The organism is Streptomyces mobaraensis NBRC 13819 = DSM 40847, assembly GCF_017916255.1.
In the GTDB taxonomy this organism is placed as follows: domain Bacteria; phylum Actinomycetota; class Actinomycetes; order Streptomycetales; family Streptomycetaceae; genus Streptomyces; species Streptomyces mobaraensis.
Genome location: NZ_CP072827.1, coordinates 6,050,385 through 6,071,444, shown reverse-complemented (window position 1 = coordinate 6,071,444; position 21,060 = coordinate 6,050,385). Strand labels below are relative to the sequence as shown.

General features: G+C 74.1%; 17 protein-coding genes and 1 pseudogene. 6 read left to right on the top strand and 12 right to left on the bottom strand.

Translation table 11 applies throughout. The features are described 5' to 3' along the window. The first annotated feature begins 46 nt into the window (after positions 1-46). Positions 47-598, top strand: a complete 552-nt coding sequence (locus J7W19_RS26220; RefSeq protein WP_004939416.1) for an isochorismatase family protein — start codon at positions 47-49, stop codon at positions 596-598. Positions 599-644: 46 nt separating this feature from the next. On the opposite strand, the gene ggt is transcribed toward J7W19_RS26220, so the two are convergent. Continuing rightward, a complete protein-coding gene (gene ggt / locus J7W19_RS26215) occupies positions 645-2,474 on the bottom strand; it encodes a gamma-glutamyltransferase (protein ID WP_040887696.1) in 1,830 nt (609 codons plus the stop codon). Between the two features lie 222 nt (positions 2,475-2,696). Continuing rightward, on the bottom strand, positions 2,697-3,587 hold the full coding sequence (locus tag J7W19_RS26210; RefSeq protein WP_004939409.1) for an SGNH/GDSL hydrolase family protein: 891 nt from the start codon (positions 3,585-3,587) through the stop codon (positions 2,697-2,699). A gap of 436 nt (positions 3,588-4,023) precedes the next feature. Between J7W19_RS26210 and J7W19_RS26205 the strand changes: the two genes are divergently transcribed. Beyond that, positions 4,024-4,494, top strand: coding sequence for an RrF2 family transcriptional regulator (locus tag J7W19_RS26205; protein ID WP_004939406.1), 471 nt, complete (start codon positions 4,024-4,026; stop codon positions 4,492-4,494). Positions 4,495-4,593: 99 nt separating this feature from the next. Continuing rightward, entirely contained in the window at positions 4,594-5,784 is a 1,191-nt protein-coding gene (locus tag J7W19_RS26200; RefSeq protein ID WP_004939403.1) for a globin domain-containing protein, read from the top strand. Positions 5,785-5,790: 6 nt separating this feature from the next. Here J7W19_RS26200 and J7W19_RS26195 read toward each other — a convergent pair whose 3' ends face one another. The 4 genes from J7W19_RS26195 to J7W19_RS26180 are packed head-to-tail and all read right to left on the bottom strand — an operon-like array spanning position 5,791 to position 8,996. Continuing rightward, entirely contained in the window at positions 5,791-6,663 is an 873-nt protein-coding gene (locus J7W19_RS26195; protein ID WP_004939401.1) for an amino acid ABC transporter permease, read from the bottom strand. Further along, entirely contained in the window at positions 6,660-7,304 is a 645-nt protein-coding gene (locus tag J7W19_RS26190; RefSeq protein ID WP_004939398.1) for an amino acid ABC transporter permease, read from the bottom strand. Before J7W19_RS26190 ends, J7W19_RS26195 begins: the two co-directional genes overlap by 4 nt. Continuing rightward, positions 7,301-8,236: a glutamate ABC transporter substrate-binding protein gene (locus J7W19_RS26185; RefSeq protein ID WP_040887741.1), complete on the bottom strand. Its 936-nt coding sequence runs from the start codon at positions 8,234-8,236 to the stop codon at positions 7,301-7,303. The genes J7W19_RS26190 and J7W19_RS26185 overlap by 4 nt, the downstream gene beginning before the upstream one ends. A gap of 16 nt (positions 8,237-8,252) precedes the next feature. Continuing rightward, entirely contained in the window at positions 8,253-8,996 is a 744-nt protein-coding gene (locus J7W19_RS26180) for an amino acid ABC transporter ATP-binding protein (RefSeq protein WP_004939392.1), read from the bottom strand. Between the two features lie 349 nt (positions 8,997-9,345). Between J7W19_RS26180 and J7W19_RS26175 the strand changes: the two genes are divergently transcribed. After that, a complete protein-coding gene (locus tag J7W19_RS26175) occupies positions 9,346-10,308 on the top strand; it encodes a GntR family transcriptional regulator (protein ID WP_004939389.1) in 963 nt (320 codons plus the stop codon). A gap of 425 nt (positions 10,309-10,733) precedes the next feature. Here J7W19_RS26175 and J7W19_RS26170 read toward each other — a convergent pair whose 3' ends face one another. Then, positions 10,734-11,174 (bottom strand): DUF6278 family protein, encoded by a 441-nt coding sequence (locus tag J7W19_RS26170; protein ID WP_078587670.1) that lies wholly within the window; start codon positions 11,172-11,174, stop codon positions 10,734-10,736. Between the two features lie 149 nt (positions 11,175-11,323). Between J7W19_RS26170 and J7W19_RS26165 the strand changes: the two genes are divergently transcribed. Then, positions 11,324-13,180, top strand: a complete 1,857-nt coding sequence (locus tag J7W19_RS26165; RefSeq protein WP_004939384.1) for an SGNH/GDSL hydrolase family protein — start codon at positions 11,324-11,326, stop codon at positions 13,178-13,180. Positions 13,181-13,435: 255 nt separating this feature from the next. After that, entirely contained in the window at positions 13,436-13,876 is a 441-nt protein-coding gene (locus J7W19_RS26160) for a MarR family winged helix-turn-helix transcriptional regulator (RefSeq protein WP_158688726.1), read from the top strand. 133 nt (positions 13,877-14,009) lie between these two features. On the opposite strand, the gene J7W19_RS26155 is transcribed toward J7W19_RS26160, so the two are convergent. The 5 genes and pseudogenes from J7W19_RS26155 to J7W19_RS26140 all read right to left on the bottom strand — a co-directional run bounded on the left by J7W19_RS26155 (position 14,010) and on the right by J7W19_RS26140 (position 20,955). Next, positions 14,010-14,789, bottom strand: coding sequence for an exodeoxyribonuclease III (locus tag J7W19_RS26155; RefSeq protein ID WP_004939380.1), 780 nt, complete (start codon positions 14,787-14,789; stop codon positions 14,010-14,012). Positions 14,790-14,863: 74 nt separating this feature from the next. Further along, complete coding sequence (locus tag J7W19_RS26150) at positions 14,864-15,508, bottom strand: MBL fold metallo-hydrolase (protein ID WP_004939378.1); 645 nt, start codon at positions 15,506-15,508, stop codon at positions 14,864-14,866. A 21-nt stretch (positions 15,509-15,529) separates the two neighbouring features. Next, entirely contained in the window at positions 15,530-18,493 is a 2,964-nt protein-coding gene (locus tag J7W19_RS33875) for a carboxymuconolactone decarboxylase family protein (protein ID WP_338106354.1), read from the bottom strand. Positions 18,494-18,871: 378 nt separating this feature from the next. Beyond that, positions 18,872-19,813: pseudogene (locus tag J7W19_RS33175) on the bottom strand (alpha/beta fold hydrolase); the annotation flags it as partial. 32 nt (positions 19,814-19,845) lie between these two features. Then, positions 19,846-20,955, bottom strand: a complete 1,110-nt coding sequence (locus J7W19_RS26140) for an IS110 family RNA-guided transposase (RefSeq protein WP_040887691.1) — start codon at positions 20,953-20,955, stop codon at positions 19,846-19,848. Positions 20,956-21,060 lie beyond the last annotated feature (105 nt).

The window sequence follows — 21,060 nt, the reverse complement described above, 5'->3', positions numbered from 1 at the left end:
ACAGCCAACCTTGTCAGTTTGGCTGTTCACCGCCTAGGGTGAGGACATGCCTGCCACCACGCTCGACCCGCGGACCGCCCTCGTCCTCGTCGACCTCCAGAAGGGCATCACCGCCCTGCCGACCGCGCGCCCCGCCGACGAGGTCGTCGCCCGCGCGGCCCGGCTGGCCGCGGCCTTCCGTGCCCGCCGCCTCCCCGTCGTCCTGGTCCGCGTCGTCGGCGCGGCACCCGGCCGTACGGAGGCCGGGCGCCGCACCGGCGAACACCCCGCCGACTTCGCGGACCCGCGCCCCGAACTCGGCCGCGCGGACGACGACATCGTCGTCCTCAAGCGCACCTGGGGCGCCTTCCACGGCACCGGCCTAGACGAGCGGCTGCGCCGGCACGGCGTCACCCAGCTCGTCCTGGCCGGGATCGCCACCGGCCTGGGCGTGGAGTCCACGGCCCGGGCGGCGCACGAACACGGCTACCACGTGACGGTGGTGACGGACTCGGTCACGGACGTCGATCCGGAACGGCACCGGAACGCCGTCGAGCGGGTGTTCCCGCTGCTGGGCGAGACGGATACGACGGAGGCGGTCCTCCACCTGCTCGTATGACGCCCGGTGGGACGCCCGGGAAGGCGCCCCACCGGCCCGCCGCGGCTCACCGCCCCGGCCGCACCACCATCGCGGACCCGCCACCGCGCCGGACCTTCTCGGCGGCGGCCAGCCACCGCCCGTCCGGCAGCTGTTCGACGCCCGTCGCGGCGCCGATGAAGGACGGGTTCAGCTTGAACACATGCCCCTTCGCCTCCAGCCGGTGGCGTACGGAGCCGTCCCACAGCGCCTGCTCCACGTCCGTCGTCGCGGCGTTGCGCTGGCTGGCGCGCGGTGCGGCGATGGCGTCGACCAGCGGCATCCCGCGGTCGACGTGGTTGAGCAGCGTCTGGAGGACGGTGGTGATGATCGTCGCCCCGCCCGGCGAGCCCAGCGCGAACTTCAGCTTCCCGTGGTCGAGGACGATCGTCGGCGAGATCGACGAGCGCGGGCGCTTGCCCGGGCCGGGCAGGTTCGGGTCGTGGACGCCCGGGCTGACCGGGGTGAACGAGAAGTCGGTCAGCTCGTTGTTGAGCAGGAAGCCGCGGCCGGGCACGGTGATGCCGCTGCCGCCGGTCTGCTCGATGGTGAAGGTGTAGGAGACGACGTTCCCCCACTTGTCGGCCACCGTCATATGGGTGGTCTGCTGCCCCTCGTACGGGGTGGGGGCGGCACGGCCCGTCGTGCCGCAGGGCTTGGGGTGCCGGGGGTCGCCGGGGGCGAGCGGACTGATCAGCGCCCGGCCGCCCTTGATCAGGCAGGCCCGCGAGGCCGCGAACCGCTTGGACGTCAGCGCCGCCGTGGGCACCTTCTCCTGCGCGGGGTCGCCGATCCACCGGTTGCGGTCGGCGAACGCGATCCGGCTCGCCTCCAGGTAGCGGTGCAGGTACGTGGTGTCGTCGAGCTTGCGGAGGTCGCCCTTCTCCAGGATGTTCAGCGCCTCGGCGACGGCGATCCCGCCGGACGACGAAGGGGCCATCCCGTAGACGTCGAGCCCCCGGTAGGTGGTGTGGGTGGGACCGGGACGCTTGACCGCGTACGCGCGCAGGTCGCGTTGGGTGAGGTCACCGGCGCGTACGACGCGGTGCGCGCCGGGAGCGACGGGTGGTGTGCGGACGGTACGGACCACGTCGCGGCCCAGGTCCCCGCCGTACATCGCGCCGATGCCGCGCTTGCCCACCAGTTCGTAAGTGCGGGCGAGGTCCGGGTTCTTGAGGGTGGAGCCGACGGCCGGGAGCCTGCCGCCCGGCAGGAACAGGCGGGCGGTGGCGGGGAAGTCGCGGAAGCGCTTCTCGTTGTCGGCGGTCTGCTGCCGGAAGGTCTCGTCGACGGTGAAGCCCTTGCGGGCCAGCCGCTCGGCGGGCTTCAGCACCTGGCCGAGCGACCTGCTGCCCCAGGACCGCAGGGCCGCGTCCCAGGTGGCGGGGGCGCCGGGGACGCCGACGGCGCGTCCGCTGGTGACGGCCTCCTCGAAGGGGATCGCGTGGCCCTTCTCGACGAACAGGTTCTTGTCCGCGCTGAGCGGCGCCCGCTCGCGGCCGTCGATGGTGAAGACCTTGCGGGCCTTCGCGTCGTAGTACACGAAGTAGCCGCCGCCGCCGATGCCGCCGGAGTACGGCTCGGTGACGCCGAGGGCGGCGGCCGTGGCCACCGCCGCGTCGACGGCGTTGCCGCCGCCCTTGAGCACCTCGATGCCGGCGGCGGACGCGTCGGCGTCGACACTGGCCACGGCACCGCCGCGGCCCACGGCCAGCGGGGTCTTGGCGGGGGCGCGGCCGGCGCCTTGAGCGGTGTCGGGGCCGGCCTGAGCGGCGGCCGGCATGATGCCGAGTCCGGCCACGAGTGCGGCCGTCGCGCAGAGCACGGTCGTTCGCCGGCGCGCTGGCGGTCTTGCCATGGGTACCTCCCTGTCGGCTGAGAGGCCCCGGACCCTACTCGCCGGACTCCTCCGCCGACAGGGCGCGACACGGCACCCGGCCGGGGATCCGCTCGGGCTGTCGGCCGCCTTGTCGTTCCGGCGTGTCGACCGCCTTGGCGTTTCCGGCTGCCGGCCGGCCCGTGCTCCGGCTGCCGGCCGGTCCGTGCTCCGGCTGCCGGCCGGTCCGTGCTCCGCCGTCGGTCAGCGGCCCCGCGCCTGGGTGATCACCGGCTTGGCCATCGCCCGCTCGCCGTCGGCGTTCGGGTGGAAGGGCGCGGCGGGACGGGCCGGCTGGGCGCCCTCGATCCAGCGGTCGGCCTGCGGGCGGCAGACGTCGTGGCCGACGGTCGCGCGGTAGGTGTCGGCGTACCGGACGTGGGCCTTGCGCGCCTGCTGCTTCAGCATGGCGTTGAGCTTCTTCTCGGTGTCCCGCAGGTACGGGGTGTCCCCGGCCGCGATCGGGACGTCGGGGAAGCAGCCGACACCGCTGTCCGGCATGATCGACGGGTAGCCGACGAGGACGACGCGGGCGTGCGGGGCGCGCTGGTGCACGGCCTTGAGGACGCGGGCCACCTTGGGCGCGGCGTCGGCGATGCGCTTGTTCAGCAGGTCGCCGCCGTCGGCCGCGGTGTACTTCTTGCGGCAAGGGGCGCCGGCCGGGTCGGAGACGGAGAGCTGGGCGCAGGTGCCGATGATCTCGCCGAAGCCGATGTCGTTGCCGCCGATGCCGAGGGTGACCAGACGGGTCTTCTTGCCGAGGGCGTTCAGCTGCGGGGCGTTGGCGCCCTGCGCGCGCCACATGTCGTCGGTCTTGGCGCCGCTGCAGCTGACGTCCTTGAACGACTTCTGGTGCAGCGCCTTCGCGGTGAGCGACGGGTAGTTGACGCTGGAGCGGGCGCAGTCGCCGCCGCTCTGGGTGGGCACGCCGGGCGCGGAGGTGTACGAGTCGCCGAGGGCGACGTAGCGCTCGCCGCCGTGGGCCGGGGTGGCGGCCGTGGCGGGGGCGGCGGCCCCCGCCGCCAGGGCCGTGGCGGCGCCGACCGCCGCCAGCACCTTGCCGTACCGCCCGCCGTGTGCGCCTGCGTCTGCCACTACTGCCTCCGGAGAATCGGTGATGGTTCCAGGCCGACCGCGCCCCGGGAAAGGTCGCCGGGGGCCGTCGAACACGGCAGTCAGACTCGCCTCGCGTTGACCGTCTGTCAATCTCACGAGGCTTTCCCCGTACCACTGGTACCGGCCGTCACTCGACCGCACGTAGCGAACGGGCGCCGCTCGGGCGGCCGTTCCGCTGATCGCGACATCGGGTGGGGCGTAGGCGGGCGAGCGTACGCGGGCCGGGGGTACGCGGGCGGGCGGCATGGTGATGGTGACGCGGGGTCAGTGGCTCCGCGTCCGTCGGCAGGATCCGCGCCACACAGCGCCACGCAGCGCCACGCACCCGGCCCCGGGGCAAGTCACACCGAGCACCCCCAGCCCCACCCCACCCCCCTAATGCGACTCCAAAACTCCGATTAGGTAAAGTACAACTGTGCGACTGACCAAGAGCACGGACATCGCCCTGCGCATCGCCATGCGCCTGGCCGTGACGTCCGGCGGTGCCGAGACCACCGCGCCCACCACCCGCGAGGTGGCGGCCGCGGTGGGAGTGCCGTACACGCACGCGGCCAAAGTGGTCAGCCGCATGACGCACCTGGGGGTCGTGGAGACCCGGCGGGGCCGGGGCGGCGGGCTGGCGCTCACCACCCTGGGGCTGACGGGCTCGGTGGGCCGGCTGGTGCGCGCCCTGGAGGGCTCGGGGGACGTCGTCGGCTGCGAGGACGATCCGCCGTGCCCGCTGCGCGGGGCCTGCCGACTGCGGGGGGCGTTGCGCGACGCGCAGGAGGCGTTCTTCGCCGCCCTCGACCCGATCACCGTCCAGGACCTGGTCCGGCAGCCGACCGGACCGGTCCTGCTGAGCCTGACCGCCAGGCCCGAGGACGGACCCGACCCACACCCCTGATCACAACCGGCGCCGCACGCCACACGGCGTCCGCACACCCTGAAATGCGAGTCCTGGATGCGCATTATCCGTCCGGGGCGCGAAACGCAAGGAGCCGCCGTGCTGTCCCCGAAGTCGACCGAGATCGTCCGCGCGACCCTGCCCGCCGTGGGCGGGGCCATCGGCGAGATCACCCCGCTCTTCTACGACAAGATGTTCGCCGAGCGTCCCGACCTGCTGCGGGACCTCTTCAACCGCGGCAACCAGGCCAACGGCAGCCAGCGCCAGGCCCTCGCGGGCGCCATCGCCGCGTTCGCCACCGCGCTGGTGGAGCACCCGGACGTCCGCCCGGACGCGATGCTGTCCCGTATCGCGCACAAGCACGCCGCGCTCGGCGTGACGGCGGAGCAGTACGAGCTGGTGCGGCGGCACCTGTTCGCCGCGATAGCCGAGGTGCTGGGCGAGGCCGTCACCCCCGAGGTCGCCGCCGCCTGGGACGAGGTCTACTGGCTGATGGCCAACGCGCTGATCGCCCTGGAGGCCCGGCTGTACGAGGACGCGGGCGTCCCGGCGGGCGAGGTCTTCGTGCCCTGCCGCGTCGTGGCCCGCCACCGGGAGACCGCGGACGTCGCCACCTTCGAGATCCGCCCGCTCGACGGCCGGGAGCTGCCCGCCGGCCGGCCCGGCCAGTACGTCTCCGTCCGTGTCGAACTGCCCGACGGCGCCCGGCAGATCCGCCAGTACAGCCTCTCCGGTTGGCCGGACGACGCCCTCCGCTTCTCCGTGAAGCGCGTCCCGGGCGACCCGGCGGGCGAGGTCTCGAACCACCTCCACGACCACGTGGACGTCGGCGCGGTGCTCCGGGTCAGCCTTCCCTTCGGCGACGTGGTGCTGGCGGACGGCGACCGTCCGGTCGTGCTCGTCTCCGCGGGCATCGGCTGCACCCCGATGGTCGGCATGCTCGCCCACCTGGCCGCGACCGGCTCGACCCGCCGCGTGATCGCCGTCCACGCCGACCGCAGCGAGGCGGACCACGCGTTCCGCGAGGACGTGCGCCGGCTCGTCGAGAAGCTGCCGGACGCCGAGGCGCACGTCTGGTACGAGCGCCCGGAGGGCGAGTGGCCGGCCGAGCGCACCGGCTACGCGGATCTGTCGGCGATCGACGTCCCGGCCGACGCGGTGGTGTACCTGTGCGGTCCGCTCCCCTTCATGCGGGCGGCGCGGGCGCAGCTGCTGGCGGCGGGCGTCGCCGCGGCGGACCTGCACTACGAGGTGTTCGGCCCCGACCTGTGGCTGGGCGCGGACGCCTGACGGGCGCTAGTGCGGCGGGGGGTGGCCGGCCGGACCGGGGAGCAGCGTCCCCGGCTCGGCCGGCGCCACCTCCACCGCCTCCGTCTTGACGCTGCGCCGCTGCCGCTTGGCGACCCAGGTGGCCAGCCAGGACAGCAGCATGCACATCCCGATGTACACCGGCGAGATGATCATGACGACGGGGATGAACGGCAGCCCGTAGTCCAGGTTCCCCGCGATCAGCTTGCCGGCGTGCAGGAACTCCTCGTAGGTGATCAGGAAGCCGAGCGAGGTGTCCTTCAGGGCGACGACGAGCTGGCTGATGATCGTCGGCAGCATCGCCCGGACCGCCTGCGGCACCAGGACGTACGTCATGACCTGCGTCTTGTGCATCCCCAGCGCGTAGGCGGCCTCCCGCTGGCCGCGCTCGACGGAGTCGACGCCGGTGCGGAAGACCTCCGCGAGCACCGACCCGTTGTAGAGGGTGAGGCCGGTGACGAGGGCGGGCAGCGGCTGGACCTTGAGGGCGACGAAGACGAAGAAGATCATCACCAGCACGGGCATGGCCCGGAAGAACTCCACGATCACGGTGGCCGCCCAGCGCAGCGGCCGGTGGTCGGAGAGCCGCCCGGCCGCCAGCAGCCCGCCGAGGACGAGCGAGAACACGGCGGCGTAGCCGAAGGCGCGGAGGGTGTTGGCGAGCCCGCGCAGCAGCATCTCCTGGATGCCGACGTACTCGAACGGCGTCCACTTCTGCGCGGTGAACTGCCCGGTGTCGAAGAGGAGGTAGACCACCCAGCCGACGAGGGCCGCGATCGCGACGCTCGCGATCAGGCCGTAGAGGCGGTGGCGCCGGCGGGCGTGCGGGCCGGGGATGTCGTACAGGGCGGTTCCGGTCACCGGGCCACTCCCCACCGCTTCTCCATCACATTGAAGATCGCGCTGATGGTCAGGGTCACGATCAGATAGCCGACGGCGATCCAGACGAACGTCCAGATGATGCTGTAGCCGAGTTCGTTGAGCGTCTTGTAGGTGCCCAGGAGCTCGGTGACGCTGAAGGAGCCGGCGATGGCCGAGTTCTTGGCGAGGGCGATGAGGGTGGAGCCGATCGGCGGGATCACCGAGCGGAACGCCTGCGGCAGGATCACCGTGGCGAGCGTCTGCCCGAAGGTCATGCCGAGGCTGCGGGCGGCCTCGCCCTGGCCGACGGGCACGGTGTTGATGCCCGAGCGGACGGCCTCGCAGATGAACGCCGAGGTGTAGCAGCCGAGCGCGAGCACCGCGAAGAGCTGGAACGGCAGCACCACGCCGAACCGCGGCAGGCCCAGCACCACCGCGAAGAACAGCAGCGTCAACGGCGTGTTCCGCAGGACCGTCACCCACACGGTGCCGAAGGCGCGCAGCGAGGCGACGGGAGCGACGCGGAAGGACGCCATCAGGAAGCCGAGGGCGAGGGCCAGCAGCGAGCCGTAGACGGTGAGTTCGATGGTCCCGAGGAGGCCCTCGCCGTAGAGGGAGAGGTTGTCGGTCAGAACGTTCACGGGGTGGACCTCCCGGTGCCGTAGCGGTCGACGGCCGGCGGCTTCGGCGCGGGGACGCCGGACCGGCCGAGCGTCGCGTCGTACGCCTTCTTCCAGTCGCCGTTCCGCTCGTGCTCCTCGATGGCGTCGTCGAGGGCCAGCCGCAGCGCGGTGTCGCCGCGCGGGACGCCGATGCCGTAGGGCTCCTTGGAGAACGGCTGGCCGGCGATCTTCAGCTCGTCCGGGGCCTTGGCGGCGAAGCCCATGAGGATGGTGTCGTCGGTGGTGACGGCGGAGACCTGGAGGCTGAGGAGGTTGTCGACGCAGATGGAGTACGTGTCGTAGGCGACGGCCTGGGCCTTGGGGAACTCCCGCTGGAGGCGCTGGAGCGGAGTGGACCCGGCGACCGAGCAGACCCGCTTGCCGTCGAGGTCCTGCGGGCCCTGGATGTCGTTCTCGTTCTTCCGGACGAGCAGCGACTGCCCGGCGACGTAGTACGGGCCGGCGAAGCCGACCTGGCGTTTGCGCAGGTCGTTGATGGTGTACGTACCGACGTAGTAGTCGATCTGGCCGTTTTGCAGGGCCGTCTCGCGGTTGGCGGAGGCGATGGTGCGGAAGGCGAGGGTCTTGGGGTCGAAGCCGAGCGAGGCGGACATCATCCGGGCGATCTCGATGTCGAAACCGGAGTACGCGCCGGTGGCGGGGTCCTTCTCGCCCAGGTAGGGCTGGTCCTCCTTGACGCCGACGGTGAGGTGGCCGCGCCCCTTGGCCGCGCGCCAGGTGGGCGAGCCGGGCAGCGAGAAGCCGGTGGCGACGTGGTACGCGGGGAGTTCCCCGGGCGCGGGACCCTTGATCGGCGGGCTGCCCTCCTTGCCGCAGGCGGCGGTGAGCAGGGCGAGGGCGGCAAGGGCGGCGAGGACGCTCAGGACCCGGCCGGCGGTGCGGTGTGCCATGTGCTGCGTCACCCGCTCAGTGCTTGAGGATCTTGGAGAGGAAGTCCTTGGCCCGGTCGCTCTCGGGGGCCGTGAAGAACTCCTCGGGGACGCGGTCCTCGACGACGCGGCCGTCGGCCATGAAGACCACGCGGTTGGCGGCGGAGCGGGCGAAGCCCATCTCGTGGGTGACCACGACCATCGTCATGCCCTCGCGGGCGAGCTGCTGCATCACCTCCAGCACCTCGTTGATCATCTCCGGGTCGAGGGCCGAGGTCGGCTCGTCGAAGAGGAGCGCCTTGGGGTCCATGGCGAGCGCGCGGGCGATGGCCACGCGCTGCTGCTGGCCGCCGGAGAGCTGGGCCGGGTACTTCTCCGCGTGGGCCAGAAGCCCCACCCGCTCCAGGAGTTCGCGCGAGCGGCGGTCCGCCTCCTCCCTGCCCCGGCCGCGGACCTTCACCTGGGCCAGCGAGACGTTGGCGAGGACGGTCTTGTGCGCGAAGAGGTTGAACGACTGGAAGACCATCCCCACCTCGGCCCGGAGCCGGGCGAGGGCCCGGCCCTCCGCCGGGAGCGGCTGCCCGGCCAGAGTGATCGTGCCGGAGTCGATGGGCTCCAGCCGGTTGATCGTCCGGCACAGCGTGGACTTCCCGGAGCCCGACGGGCCGATGATCACCACGACCTCGCCCCGGCCGACCGTGAGGTCGATGTCCTGGAGGACGTGCAGCTTCCCGTAGTACTTGTTGACGCCACGCAGTTCGATCAGCGGATCGACGGCCATGCTCTGCCCAACTCACTCTCGCCCTGTCCGGAGGCCCGCCCTGCCTGGAGGGTCACCCCTGTCCGGAGGCTGGCCCCTGTCCGGAGGCTGGCCCCTGTCCGGAGGCTGACCCTTGTCCGGAGGCCCGCACCGGCCGGTCGGAGCAACCTATCCAGGGGCGTTCCGGGACGTCACCGGCGACACGCGTACGGAACGGCACCAGGCCGACATTTCCTCCGGCGCACCCGCTCCTCTCCCCCACCCCGCATCGGGGGTCACCTGGGCTTTCCTAGGTACACAGACCCAGCCTGGGTACCTAGCCTGTGGGTCCGAATGGGGGAACGGGGAACCAGGGGGAAGGGAGCCCGGAGTGGCCGACAGCAGGCCCGTATACCTGCGCATCGCGGACGACCTGCGGCGGCGCATCGACGACGGCTCACTGACCGTCGGCGCCCGGATCCCCTCCCGCTCCGAGCTCAAACGGGCCTACGCGGCCAGCGACCAGACCGTCGACCGGGCGGTCCGGGTGCTCAAGGCCGCGGGGTACGCGGAGGGGCAGTTCGGCCGCGGGGTGTTCGTCGCCGACCGGGCGCCGCTGGGCACGCTGCTGCGTACGACCGGTGCGGTCGACACACCGTTCGCGGCGGAGATCCGCACGGTCCGGGACCGGCATCCGGTGCGGGCCCCGCACCTGACGTGGGGTCGGCCGCCGACGCGGGACCCGCGGCCGAACGGGGACTGGCGGCCGGACCGGGACCAGCGGCCGGACCGGGACGGGGATCAGGATCGGGAGCGCGAGCGGGAGCGGAACCGGCGGCCGGACCAGGACGGCCACCCGATCCGGGACCAGCACCCGCCGTGCGGTCACCCGTCCGGGGGAACCTCACTGACCTGGGAGGCGACCTCCGCCGAGGCGCCCGCGCCGGCACGGATCGCGGAGCGGCTGGGCATCGCCCCGGGCGATCCGGTGGTGTGCACGGAGTACGAGTACCTGGCCGACCGCCGCCCGGTGCAGCTCGCCACGAGCTGGGAGCCGCTGGCCGTCACCGCCGGCACCGACGTCGTCCACCCCGAACGCGGTCCGTACGCCCGCCGGGGCGTGCGCGGCCGGCTGGCCGCCATCGGCGTACGGGTCGTCCGGGCCCGCGAACTGGTCGGCTCCCGACCGGCCACCACACCGGAGGCGGAGGCACTGGGCTGCGCGGCCGGGCAGTGCGTCACGGTCGTCGAACGGACGCATTTCGACGGCGACGGGCGCGCGGTGGAGACGTCCGACCTGGTGGTGCGGGCGGATCGGTGGCGGTTGGAGTACGTGATTCCGTTCACGGGGTGAGGGTCGTACCCCGGGGGGGGGTGGCTGCGAGGGGCCGGGACAGCTGCGGCTGCGGGTGGCACCGAGACAGCCGCGGGCAGGACGGGCTCGGCAACGCTGCGGAAGCACCGAGACAGCCGCGGCTGCGGGGGTGCCACCGAGACAGCCGCGGGCAGGACGGGCTCGGGTGGGGCGGCCCTGGGCGGCTGCGAGATGAGGCGGGCGGGTGCGGTGGCGACACCGGCCGCCACCAGCGAGCCGGGCGCCGGGCGCGGGGACCGCCGTGCGGCCCGGCACCGGGGTTCGTCATGCCACCGCGACGCGCCGCGCGGGCTCGCTGCGGCGGTCCGACGGGCCGGCCGGGTGCGTCGGTCCGGCGGCGCGCCCGACCCGGTGCCCGACGCGCGGCGTCCGGCCCGGCGTCCGGCACCCGCCGCGTTTCGGCGTCAGTTCTCGGACAGCTCGGCGTACACCTGGGAGAGCTCCGGAGCGCCGTCCTCCGCCCAGGCGTGCCCGGTCTCGACCACGTCCACCTCGCGCCCGCCGGCGAGCCGGACCACCGGCTGGCCGTCGGAGCGGATCTGCCAGGCCGCGCCGCCGACCGTGCGGACCAGCACCGTCCCCAGGTACAGCCCCGCGTCGTTGCCCAGCCAGGACTGGAGCTCCTCGTCGCCGCGCCAGCGCGGCTGCAGCTGGTCGAGGGCCTCCAGGGAGGACGGCCCGTCGTCGAGCGCCACGCCCGCCGACTCCGCCTGGGCGCGCAGCAGTTCGCACTCCGACAGCAGCTCGGCCAGGCCCTCCGGGTCCCAGTCGGCCGTGCCGTGCGCGGCGCCCCCGCGTGCCGCGTCGTGCCGCCTGCGCCAGCCGTCCAAAAAGGGAATGTTCATACCGGCAAGGATCGCACTCGTGCAGATGGCCCCACCACCCGCACGCGGCAGGACGACGTGGCCTGGCGGCCTCCTTGACGTGGTTCCGTGGTCTCCCTAACTTCATCCCGCCACATTCGGCGTGGGGAATCACGGGAGGCATGAGAAGCATGCTCCGGACAGCGCACGGCACGGCACACACGGAACGGCGGCACAGACGGCGGGCGGCGGCGGGAACCGTCGTGGTGGGGGCGGTGTGCGCCGTCGCCTTCGCGAACGCCCCGGCGCTCGCCCGCCCCGCCGCACCGGCCGAACCGGCGAAGGAGCCGCTCCCTCTGGAGCGGCTCTTCGACAACAAGGCGGTGAGCGACGACGCCCGGCCCCGGGAGGCGGACTTCGACGGAGCCGGCGGCTCCTTCTCCGCCCAGGACCTCGCCGCGGCGGGCTGGACCCCCGGCAAGGAACTGCCGATCGACGGCTCCGCGCTCCGCTGGCCGCGCTCGGCGCCGGGCACGCCCGACAACGTCCGGGCGGCCGGCCAGACGGTCCGGCTGCGCGGCCGGGGCGACGCGCTCACCTTCCTCGTCGCGGGGAGCGCGGCGGCCGGGCCGGGCGGTGACGTCAGCGGCACCGGGACCGTCCGCTACCGCGACGGTTCCCGCACCACGTACCGGCTGACCGCCCCCGACTGGCGTCGCGGCCCGCTGACCACCAAGGCCGTCGGCCTCCCGCACCTCAACACCCCCGGCGGGCGGCGTACGGAGACCACCCGGCTGCACGCGGTGACCGTGCCGGTCGCCCGGGGCCGGGACGTGGAGTCGGTCGTCCTGCCGCAGGCCCCCCGCGCGGCGACCGGGCTGCACGTCTTCTCCATGGCGCTGCGCGCTCCCACGAACGAGTGGACCGGCAGTTGGGCGGCTCCCACGTCCGGGTACACGGCCGTCGGACCGTGGAAGGACCGGACGCTGCGGCTGGTGGTGCACGGGAGCGCGGGCGGGCCGCGCACCCGGATCCGGCTGGAGAACACGTTCGCGGCCGAGCCGGTGCGGATCGGCCACGCGACCGTCGCCGTACAGAGGAAGGGCGCGACGGCCGCGGCCGCGCCCCGGACGCTCACGTTCGGGGGAAAGCAGGCGGTCGTGCTGCCGGCCGGGACGCAGCGGTTCAGCGACCCGCTCGGGTTCACCGTGCCGCCGGACACCAGCCTCCTGGTGAGCATTCACCTGCCCGGCACCGTACGGGCGTTGCCCGTGCACAACTACACCAACCAGCGGTCCTTCCTGACCGCCGACGGCGGCGGCGACCGCACCGCCGACCGGGACGCGGGCGCGTACACCGGGACGCTCGCCACCTGGCCGCTGCTCACCGGCGTCGACGTCGGCGGCGGCCCCGGGTCGGTGGTCGCGCTCGGCGACTCGATCACCGACGGCGAACGGTCCACCCCCGAGGCCAACGGGCGCTGGCCCGACCTGCTGTCCCGGCGGCTGCGCGCCCAGCACGCGGTGCCCGCGTACGGCGTGCTCAACAGCGGGATCTCCGGCAACCGGGTGGTCGACGACCGCTACCAGGGCAGCGGCCCGAGCACCACGCTCAGCGGCGTCAGCGCCGGCCACCGGCTGGAACGCGACGTGCTGGCGCAGTCCCAGGTCCGGACCGTGATCGTCTTCGAGGGCGTCAACGACATCCGGGCCGGCACCACCGCCACCCAGGTGATCGCCGCCCTGCGGTCGATCGCGGAACGCGCGCACGAGCGCGGCCTGCGGGTCGTCGCGGCGACCATCGCGCCCTGCGGCGGCTTCTACGACTGCACGGCGACGGCCGACGCCCAGCGGACGGCGATCAACCGGCACATCCGGCAGAACGGCGGCCTGTACGACGCGGTCTTCGACTTCGACGCCGCCATCCGCGACCCGCAGCACCCGGAACGCATGCTGCCGCGCTTCGACGGCGGGGACCATCTGCACCCGAACGACGCGGGGATGAAGGCGTTCGCCGACGCGGTGGACCTGCGGCGGCTGGTGGGCTGACAGCGGTCGGCTCGGTGCGGCGCTCGTCCCGGGAGGCGCCGGCGGCGGGGCCGGGCGCCGCACTCGCGCCGGCGAGTGCCGCACCGCCGCCGGCCGTCGGCTCCTCCGGGGTGGGGGGCCGCCCCAGAGCAGCGCGGCCCACTCGGCCGTCGTCGACGAGGGTGCGGGCGGCGGTGCGTGGCGCGGTGCGTCGGCGTCGACACCGGCCTTGCCCTCAACCGCACTTGAGGTCCTAGCTTCGTGATCATGACGAACGTGAGCACTTCGCGAAGCGGCACCGCCACATCCGCCCAACCCCCCATCGCCCTCGTCGCCTGGCGCGCCGTCGAGGCGATCCTGCGGCACTCGCGGGCCGCCCTGGCGCGCATCGACCTGACCCAGCCGCAGTGGTGGGCACTCAACAACGTCGTCCGCGCCGAGCACGGCCTCACCCGGGAGGAAATCCGCGCCGTGCACGTGCCCTACGGCATGGACCCCGAGGTGACGGCCAACGCCGCCGACGTGCTCGTGCACCGGGGCTGGCTCGTCGCCGACGCGGACGGCCGCCTGACCCTCACGGCCCAGGGGCACGCCGGCCTCGCGGCGGCCAAGAAGCACATGACGCGGGTGCGCGCGGAGCTGGTCGGTGACATCACGGAGGAGGAGTACGCGACGGCGGTCTCCGTGCTCCGGCGCGTCACCGACAACCTGGCCTGAGCGAGCCGGGTCGTCCGTCCGTCCGGCTTCGGGCGTGGTCGCGGCGACAGGGCCCGGGCGCCCGATCGGCCGGGTGCCCGGATCGGCCGAGCACCCGGGACGGCGGACGTCGAGGTCGTCTGGTCGAGGTCGTCTAAACGTCCAGGTCGACGACGACCGGCGCGTGGTCCGAGGCGCCCTTGCCCTTGCGCTCCTCGCGGTCGACGTACGCGTCCTTGACCGCGCCCGAGAACGCCGCGTTGCCGTACACGAGGTCGATGCGCATGCCCCGGTTCTTCGGGAAGCACAGCTGCCGGTAGTCCCAGTAGGTGTACGGGTGGTCGTACTTCAGCGGCCGGGGCACGACGTCGGACAGGCCGGTGTCGCGCAGGGCGGCGAGGGCGGCGCGCTCGGCCGGGGTCACGTGGGTGGCGCCCTCGAAGACGGCCGGGTCGTAGACGTCGTCGTCGGTCGGCGCCACGTTGTAGTCGCCGAGGACGGCGAACGGGCGGGCGCCCGCCGCGTCGGCGGCCACGGCGTCGCGCAGCGCCTCGAACCAGCGGAGCTTGTAGCCGTAGTGGTCGTGCTCGACGTCCCGGCCGTTCGGCACGTAGACCGACCAGACGCGGGCGGGCCCGCAGGTGGCCGAGATGGCCCGGGGCTCCTGCGCGCCCTCGAAGTCCGGACCGCCCGGGAGGCCGGTCACCACGTCGGCGATGCCGACGCGGGAGAGCACGGCCACACCGTTCCACCGGCCGGTGGCGTTGACCGCGGCCTCGTAGCCGAGGCCGCGCAGTTCCTCGTAGGGGAACGCGTCCGCGGCGCACTTGACCTCCTGGAGGCACAGCACGTCCGGACGGCTGCTCTCCAGCCAGGCCAGCAGCCGGGGCAGGCGGGCGGTGATCGAGTTCACGTTCCAGGTGGCGATGCGCATGCGGCCACCCTAACGGGAGGGTCTGACAACGCCCGTTTTCGCAGGTGGGAGGGGTGACTGCACGGGCTTGGAGGTCAGAGTTCGACGCTCTCCCCCGGCGCCAGCCGGGAGTGCTCCGCACCGCCGACGCCGGGGCCGTCCGGGCCGAGCATCCGGTCGTAGACGGGCCGCGCCAGGTCGGTGAGAAGCGCGTCGTGGACGTCGATCGCCCGGCGCGGCGAGACCTCGCGGAGGTAGTCGATGACGTCGCCGACCCGGCTCCACGGCGCCATCACCGGCACCATCAGCGTGTCCACCGGCCGGCCGGGGACGGTGAGGGCGTCGCCGGGGTGGAAGAGGGTGCCGTCCACGAAGTAGCCGACATTGGTGATCCGTTCGATGTCCGGGTGGATCACGGCGTGCAACTGCCCGTGCACCTCGACGTCGAACCCGGCGGCCGTGAACGCGTCCCCCTCGCCGACGGTGTGCACGCGTCCCGGGAACGCTGCGGAGAGCCGCTCGGCGACGCTCCGCAGCGTCCACAGTTCGGCGGCGGGGTTGGCCTCCAAGGCGGCCCGCAACCGGAGCGCGTCGAAGTGGTCCGGGTGCTCGTGGGTGACCAGCAGGGCGTCCGCCCCGAGGGCCGCGTCCTCCTCCGTGAACCCGCCGGGGTCGATGACGAGGGCGCGGCCGTCCTTCTCCAGACGGACGCAGGCGTGACCGTACTTGGTGAGTTTCATGTCTCCATGATGGCGCTGGGGCTAGGGGTGCGCGTCGGGACGACCGGGCGCGCTGTCCTCGGGGGACGGTTCCGGTCGGCCCTGCCCGTCACCCATGACCGGCCGGATCGCGGCGAGGGCGGCCCTTGCCGCGGGCAGGCCGGCGTAGAGGGCCGTGTGCCGCAGGGCCTCCTGGATCTCGCCCGGCGTGACCCCCAGCCGGAGCGCGGCCCGGGCGTGGCCGGGCAGCTCCTGGAAGTGCCCCCCGGTGGTGAGCGCGGTCAGGGTGAGCAGCGCCCTCGTCCGCGGGTCGAGGCCGGGACGGGACCAGCTCTCGTCCCAGGTGACGCGCGCCGCGAAGTCCTCGAACTCGCGCGTGAACGGATCCGCGCCGGCCGCCTGGCCGTGCGCCTCGCCGTGCGCCTCCCCCAGCGCCCGCCGCCGCACGTCGAGCGCCCCCGCCGAGGCGCCCGCGCCCCCGGCGTCGGCCCCCGCCCCCGGTTCGACGACGGTCAGGGCGTCGGCCGAGTACGCGTCCCCGGCCCGGTGCCGGGCGCGCGGGGCGCGCGCGTCGGCGGCCGCGGCGGCATCCGCGCCGGGCGCGGCGACGGGCAGAGTGCCGGAACCGGCGGGCCGGACGTCTTCTCTGCGGGCGACTTCGGAGGGGGTGGTTGTGGGGGTGGGGGTGGGGGTGTCGGGGCTGACGCCGGGGTCGACGCCCAGGCCGGTCGGGGTGTCGGTACTGGGGTGGTGGGTGCCGGTGCCGGCGTGAGTGCTGGTGCCAGGGTGAGTGCCGGTGTCCATACCGACGGGCCGTTCCTCTGCCGCGACGGCCGGGGCCGCCGGGGCCGCTGAGGCTGTCGCGGCAGCCGGGGCATCCGCCCCCTCCCGCTGCCCCCGTGCCCCAAAGGCAGCCTGCCGTCCCACGCCCACCCCGATGCCGGTCCTCCCGGAGGTACGCCGGGCACTCGGACGGCCGGTGCCGGTGTCGCTCTGGGACGTCTCGGGGGCGGTCTGGGGGGCCGTCCGGGCCGGTTCGGCGGCCGAGGCCCGGCCCCCGGAGCGACCGGCTGAACTCGGCGCGGAAACGGCGGACATGTCGGTGGTCGGCACGTCGGCAGCCTCCCGTCCCGAATCCGCCGCGCCGTCCCCCGAACGAACGGGCGCCCCCGATACGGACCCCATGGACACCTCGGCACCCGGCCCACCCGCTCGGGCAACGCCGGATGCCGACCCACCCGCCCCGGGCGCGTCACCGGCAGCCGCCGAACCGAATACGGAGGGCGCGGACGCATCCACCCGGCCGGCATGCAGGCCGGAACCACCCGCACCACCCGCACCACCGGGCCCGTCACCGGCAGCCGCCACCGAACGAGGCGCGGCGAACGCGGACATGTCCGCCCCCGGCACATCCACCCCGGCGGCACCCGAAGCGGAACCACCCGCACCAGGCGCCCCATCGACAACCGCCGCAGAACCAGGCGCGGCGAGCGCCGACATGTCCGTCGTGGGCACATCCACGCGAGCAGCGTCCGAGGCGGAGCCACCCGCACCGGGCGCGTCGCCGACAGCCGCCGCCGAGCCAGGAGCGGGAAGCACCGACATGTCGGTCGTCGGCACATCCACGCGGCCGGAACCCGGCGCCGTCGCCTTGTCGGCACCCGCCCCGACGCCGTCGTGACGGCGCGTCGGCGTCCGCTCGCCCGCCGGGGACGGGTCAGCGGCGGACACGTCCACGCCGGTCTCACCGGCCGAGCCCACCCGTGCCGCATCGCCGGTCTCCGCCGTCATCGTCCTGTGGTTCCCGCCGGTCCGGGCCCCGGGACGGCGCGTCGAACTCGGCGCGGACAGCGCGGACATGTCGGTCGTGGGCACGTCCACCCGCGCGGAACCGGCCACCGCCTCACCGATCCCCTTCTCAGCGGCCTCGCGGTGGCTCGCCGAAGTGGGCGTGGACAGCGCGGACATGTCCGTCGTCGGTACGTCCACCCGGGCGGGGCCGTCCTGTCCGGGCCGCTCCGTCTGGGATGCCGCCGCGTCCGCGCCTGTGGCACCGGTTCCCGCGGAAGGGCCCGCCGCGGGCCGGGCCGTGGAGGGCGCTCCCTCCTCCAGGGAGGTGAGGCCGCCGGCCGGAGAGCCGAATCCCACAGTCCCGTACGGGACTTCGGCACCCGGCGCGCCCGCCTGGGAAGCCGGGGCCGTCGGGCCGGTGACGCCGTGTCCGAAGCCGGGCAGGGACGAGGGACCGAAGCGTTCGGTACGACCGTCGGTGGCGGGGGCCGGGGACGGGCCCGGGAACGGTCCGAAGCCACTCGCCCCCGGAGCGGCGGCTTCCGCAGGCGGGCCGTACGCCGTCGGCGTGCCCTGAGGAGCCGCGTCGGCCGGCCCTTCGGCCGAGCAGCCGGGAACGGAGGTCGGGGCAGGGGCGGCGTACGGGCTGTCGACCGGCGGGCCCGCCGGGGGGCCGAAGACGTCGGCGCGCAACGTGCCGTTGCGGAGCATGGCTTCCGGCCCGTGGGCCGCCCCGGGCGCGGTCGGCCGCCGGCCGTCGACGGGACCGAAGGGCCCGGGCGCCGTGCCGAACGGAGCCGGATCCGGGGCGGAATCCGGTACTCCGTTCGCCGGGGGCGGGCCGAACACGCCCTGTGGCGCGTCGGCGGCCCGCGGCGGAGGCCAGCCCTCCGGCGGCCCTTCGGCGAAGGCGGCGGACGGCACCGGCCCGTCCTCCAGCACGATCGGCGGCAACAGCGCCGTCGGCGCGTCACCGGAAACCACGCCTGGCGGCGCGGCAGGCGCGGCCGCGAACGAGCCGGCGGGAGCACCGGACGACGAGCCGGCGGGCGACGAACCGGCGGGCGCGCCCGCGCCGGCGGGAGACGGGCCGCCGCCGCGTACCCCCTGACCGGCCGGGCCCGGACCGGCAGGCGCACCCCCGGCGGACGGCCCACCCGACCCGCTGAGGTCCGGCAGACCGGCAGGACCGCCCGCGAAGGGGCCGCCGGACATGACCGGAGGAACCGAAGAGGGGCCGGTGGAAACACCCGAAGCACCCGAGGAGAGACCGGCACGCACGCCCGAACCGCCGGGCGCGCCCCCGACGGAGGGCCCACCCGACCCGCTCTGCTTCGACTGACCGGCGTCGCCGGCCTCCGACGGTCCATTGGGCGTGACCGGAGGAACCGAAGACGGGCCGGCGTGCACGCCCGCCCCACCGGACGCACCCCCAGGGGAAGACACACCCGACCCACTGGGCTCCGGCAGACCGGCAGGACCACCCGCACCACCCGCGAAGGGGCCGCCGGACGAGGCCGGGGAACCCGACGACGGGCCGACGGAGGGGCCTGCGTGCACGCCCGCCCCACCGGACGCACCACCGGTGGGCGGCATACCCGGTCCGCTGACGTCCGGCTGACCGGCAGGACTACCCGCAAAGGGACCGCCGGGCGAACCACCGGCGGAACGCTCGCCCGCCCCTGCCGGAGCGGTGGGCGCGGGCGGCGGCGTACCGGGGCCCGGGCCGCGTCCCCGCCGAGCGACCCCCGGCCGGTGCCAGTCCGCCGTGAAGTGGTTCACCAGCAGGTCGGTGACGGCGGCGGGTTGCTCGACGGGGGCGAGGTGGCGGGTGCCGGGGACGACGGCGAGGCGGGCGTCGTGGATGCCGGCGACCAGGACGCGGGCGTCGGCGGGCGGCGTCACCTGGTCCTCGGCGCCGACGAGCACCAACGTGGGCACGCCCACCCGTTCGAGGCCGGAGCGGACGTCGAAGGCGGCCAGCGCCTCGCAGGCGGCGGAGTAGCAGGGGACGTCGGTGGTGCGCACCATGTGGACGGCCCAGTCCACTATGGCGGGCTGGGCCGCGGCGAAGGCGGGGCTGAACCAGTTCTCGGGCGCGGACCGCGCCGCGGGGTCCAGGCCGTGGGAGCGCGCCTCGGAGGCCCGTACGCCCCAGCCGTCCGCCGTGCCGAAGCGGGCGGCCGACCCGATCAGGGCGAGGGAGCCGAGCCGCTCCGGGCCGCGCAGGGCGAGGTCGGCGCCGATCGCACCGCCGATGCAGCAGCCCGCGTAGCCGAAGTGCTCGACGCCGAGGGCGTCGAGGGTGGCGAGCAGCCGGTCGGCGAGCTCGCCGACCGTGGCCGCCGGGCGGGCGGGCGCGCCGCCGTGGCCCGGGAGGTCGTAGCGGAAGACGCGCCACTGCCGGGTCAGTTCCGGCACCTGCCGGTCCCACATGTGCCATGTGGTACCCAACGCCGGCCCCAGTACCAGGACTGGGGCGTCTTCTGGCCCGTCAGAGCGGTATTGCAGGGTGTTCGCCGGTGTCTCAGTCACCCGCCAGACCCTCTCATCTGTCACGGACGCCCCTATAACGGGGGGTTGGTAGACACCGCCCTGACCAGGTTGAAGACCTCGCGGGCGGCATATCTCTTGAGGCATCGGATGATCTCACGACGGGTTTTGCCCTCCTGGGTGCGGCGTTCGTAGTACGCCTGGGTGCGCGGGTCGTGGCGCAGCCGGGTGAACACGATCCGGTGCAGAGCGGCGTTCGCCTGCCGGTCGCCACCATGGTTGAGCCGGTGCGAGCTCCGACCGCCCGAGGAGTACTCGATGGGGCTGACTCCGCACAGGGCAGCGAAGGATGCCTCGGTGCTCAGCCGCTCGGGATTGTCGCCCATGGTGATCAGGAGCGTGGCAGCGGAGTCCGGGCCGATGCCGACCGGCGCGAGCAGCTGCGGGGCATGGCGTTCAACGAGCCCGGTCAGTCGCTGATTCAGCTCATCGATCTGTCCGGTGAGCTGCTCGATGCGCTGAGCCAGCATACTCAGTGCAATGAGGGTGGCGTCAGTTACGGTGCCCTCATCGCCCCCGCCGACCTCACCCTCGCGCGGGCCGAGGCGTGCGCAGGTGCGGAACAGTTCGCGGTTGCCCAGGCCGGACAGTCGTTCCCGCAGGGCCGGGTCGGCTACGACCAGGACGGCCTTGAGCTGGTTGATCGCCTGGGTACGGGCCCTGACCGCGGAATCCTTGGCGACTTTGAACATCCGGGCGCTCTGCACCGGACCGTTGCCAGTTTTTGCCCGCGCCCGGGCGCGACCGCTGAGCACGGCCCGCGCGGCGGCCTGCGCGTCGAGCGGGTCTGACTTCCCGAGCAGACGGCGGGCCGAGCGGTCGGGCCGGTTCACCTCGAACACCGCTACGTGCTGCGCCAGCAGGTAGCGGGACAAGCCCGCGCCGAAGGTACCGGTGCCCTCCACCCCGGCCCGGCGCACCGTGCCCAACTTGCGGGCCCAGGCGAGCAGCTGACGGTAGCCGACCGCTGTGGCCGGAAAGGACTTGGTGCCCAGGACCTGGCCCAGTGGGCAGACCACTGCGGCGACATGAGCCTCGCCATGCGTGTCCACACCCAGGACGACCTCGTCCCGAGCAGGCGGGCCTGTGCTGGTGGAGGAAGTGCTGCGCTGTCTGGTCGTCATGGTGGTCCGCCTCCCACATGGTGATGTGCTGGGTGGCTGGCACCTGCCTGGCCGGGCGGTCTGAACCGTGACGGCGCCTGAAAGACGGCAAGGCCCCTATTGGGA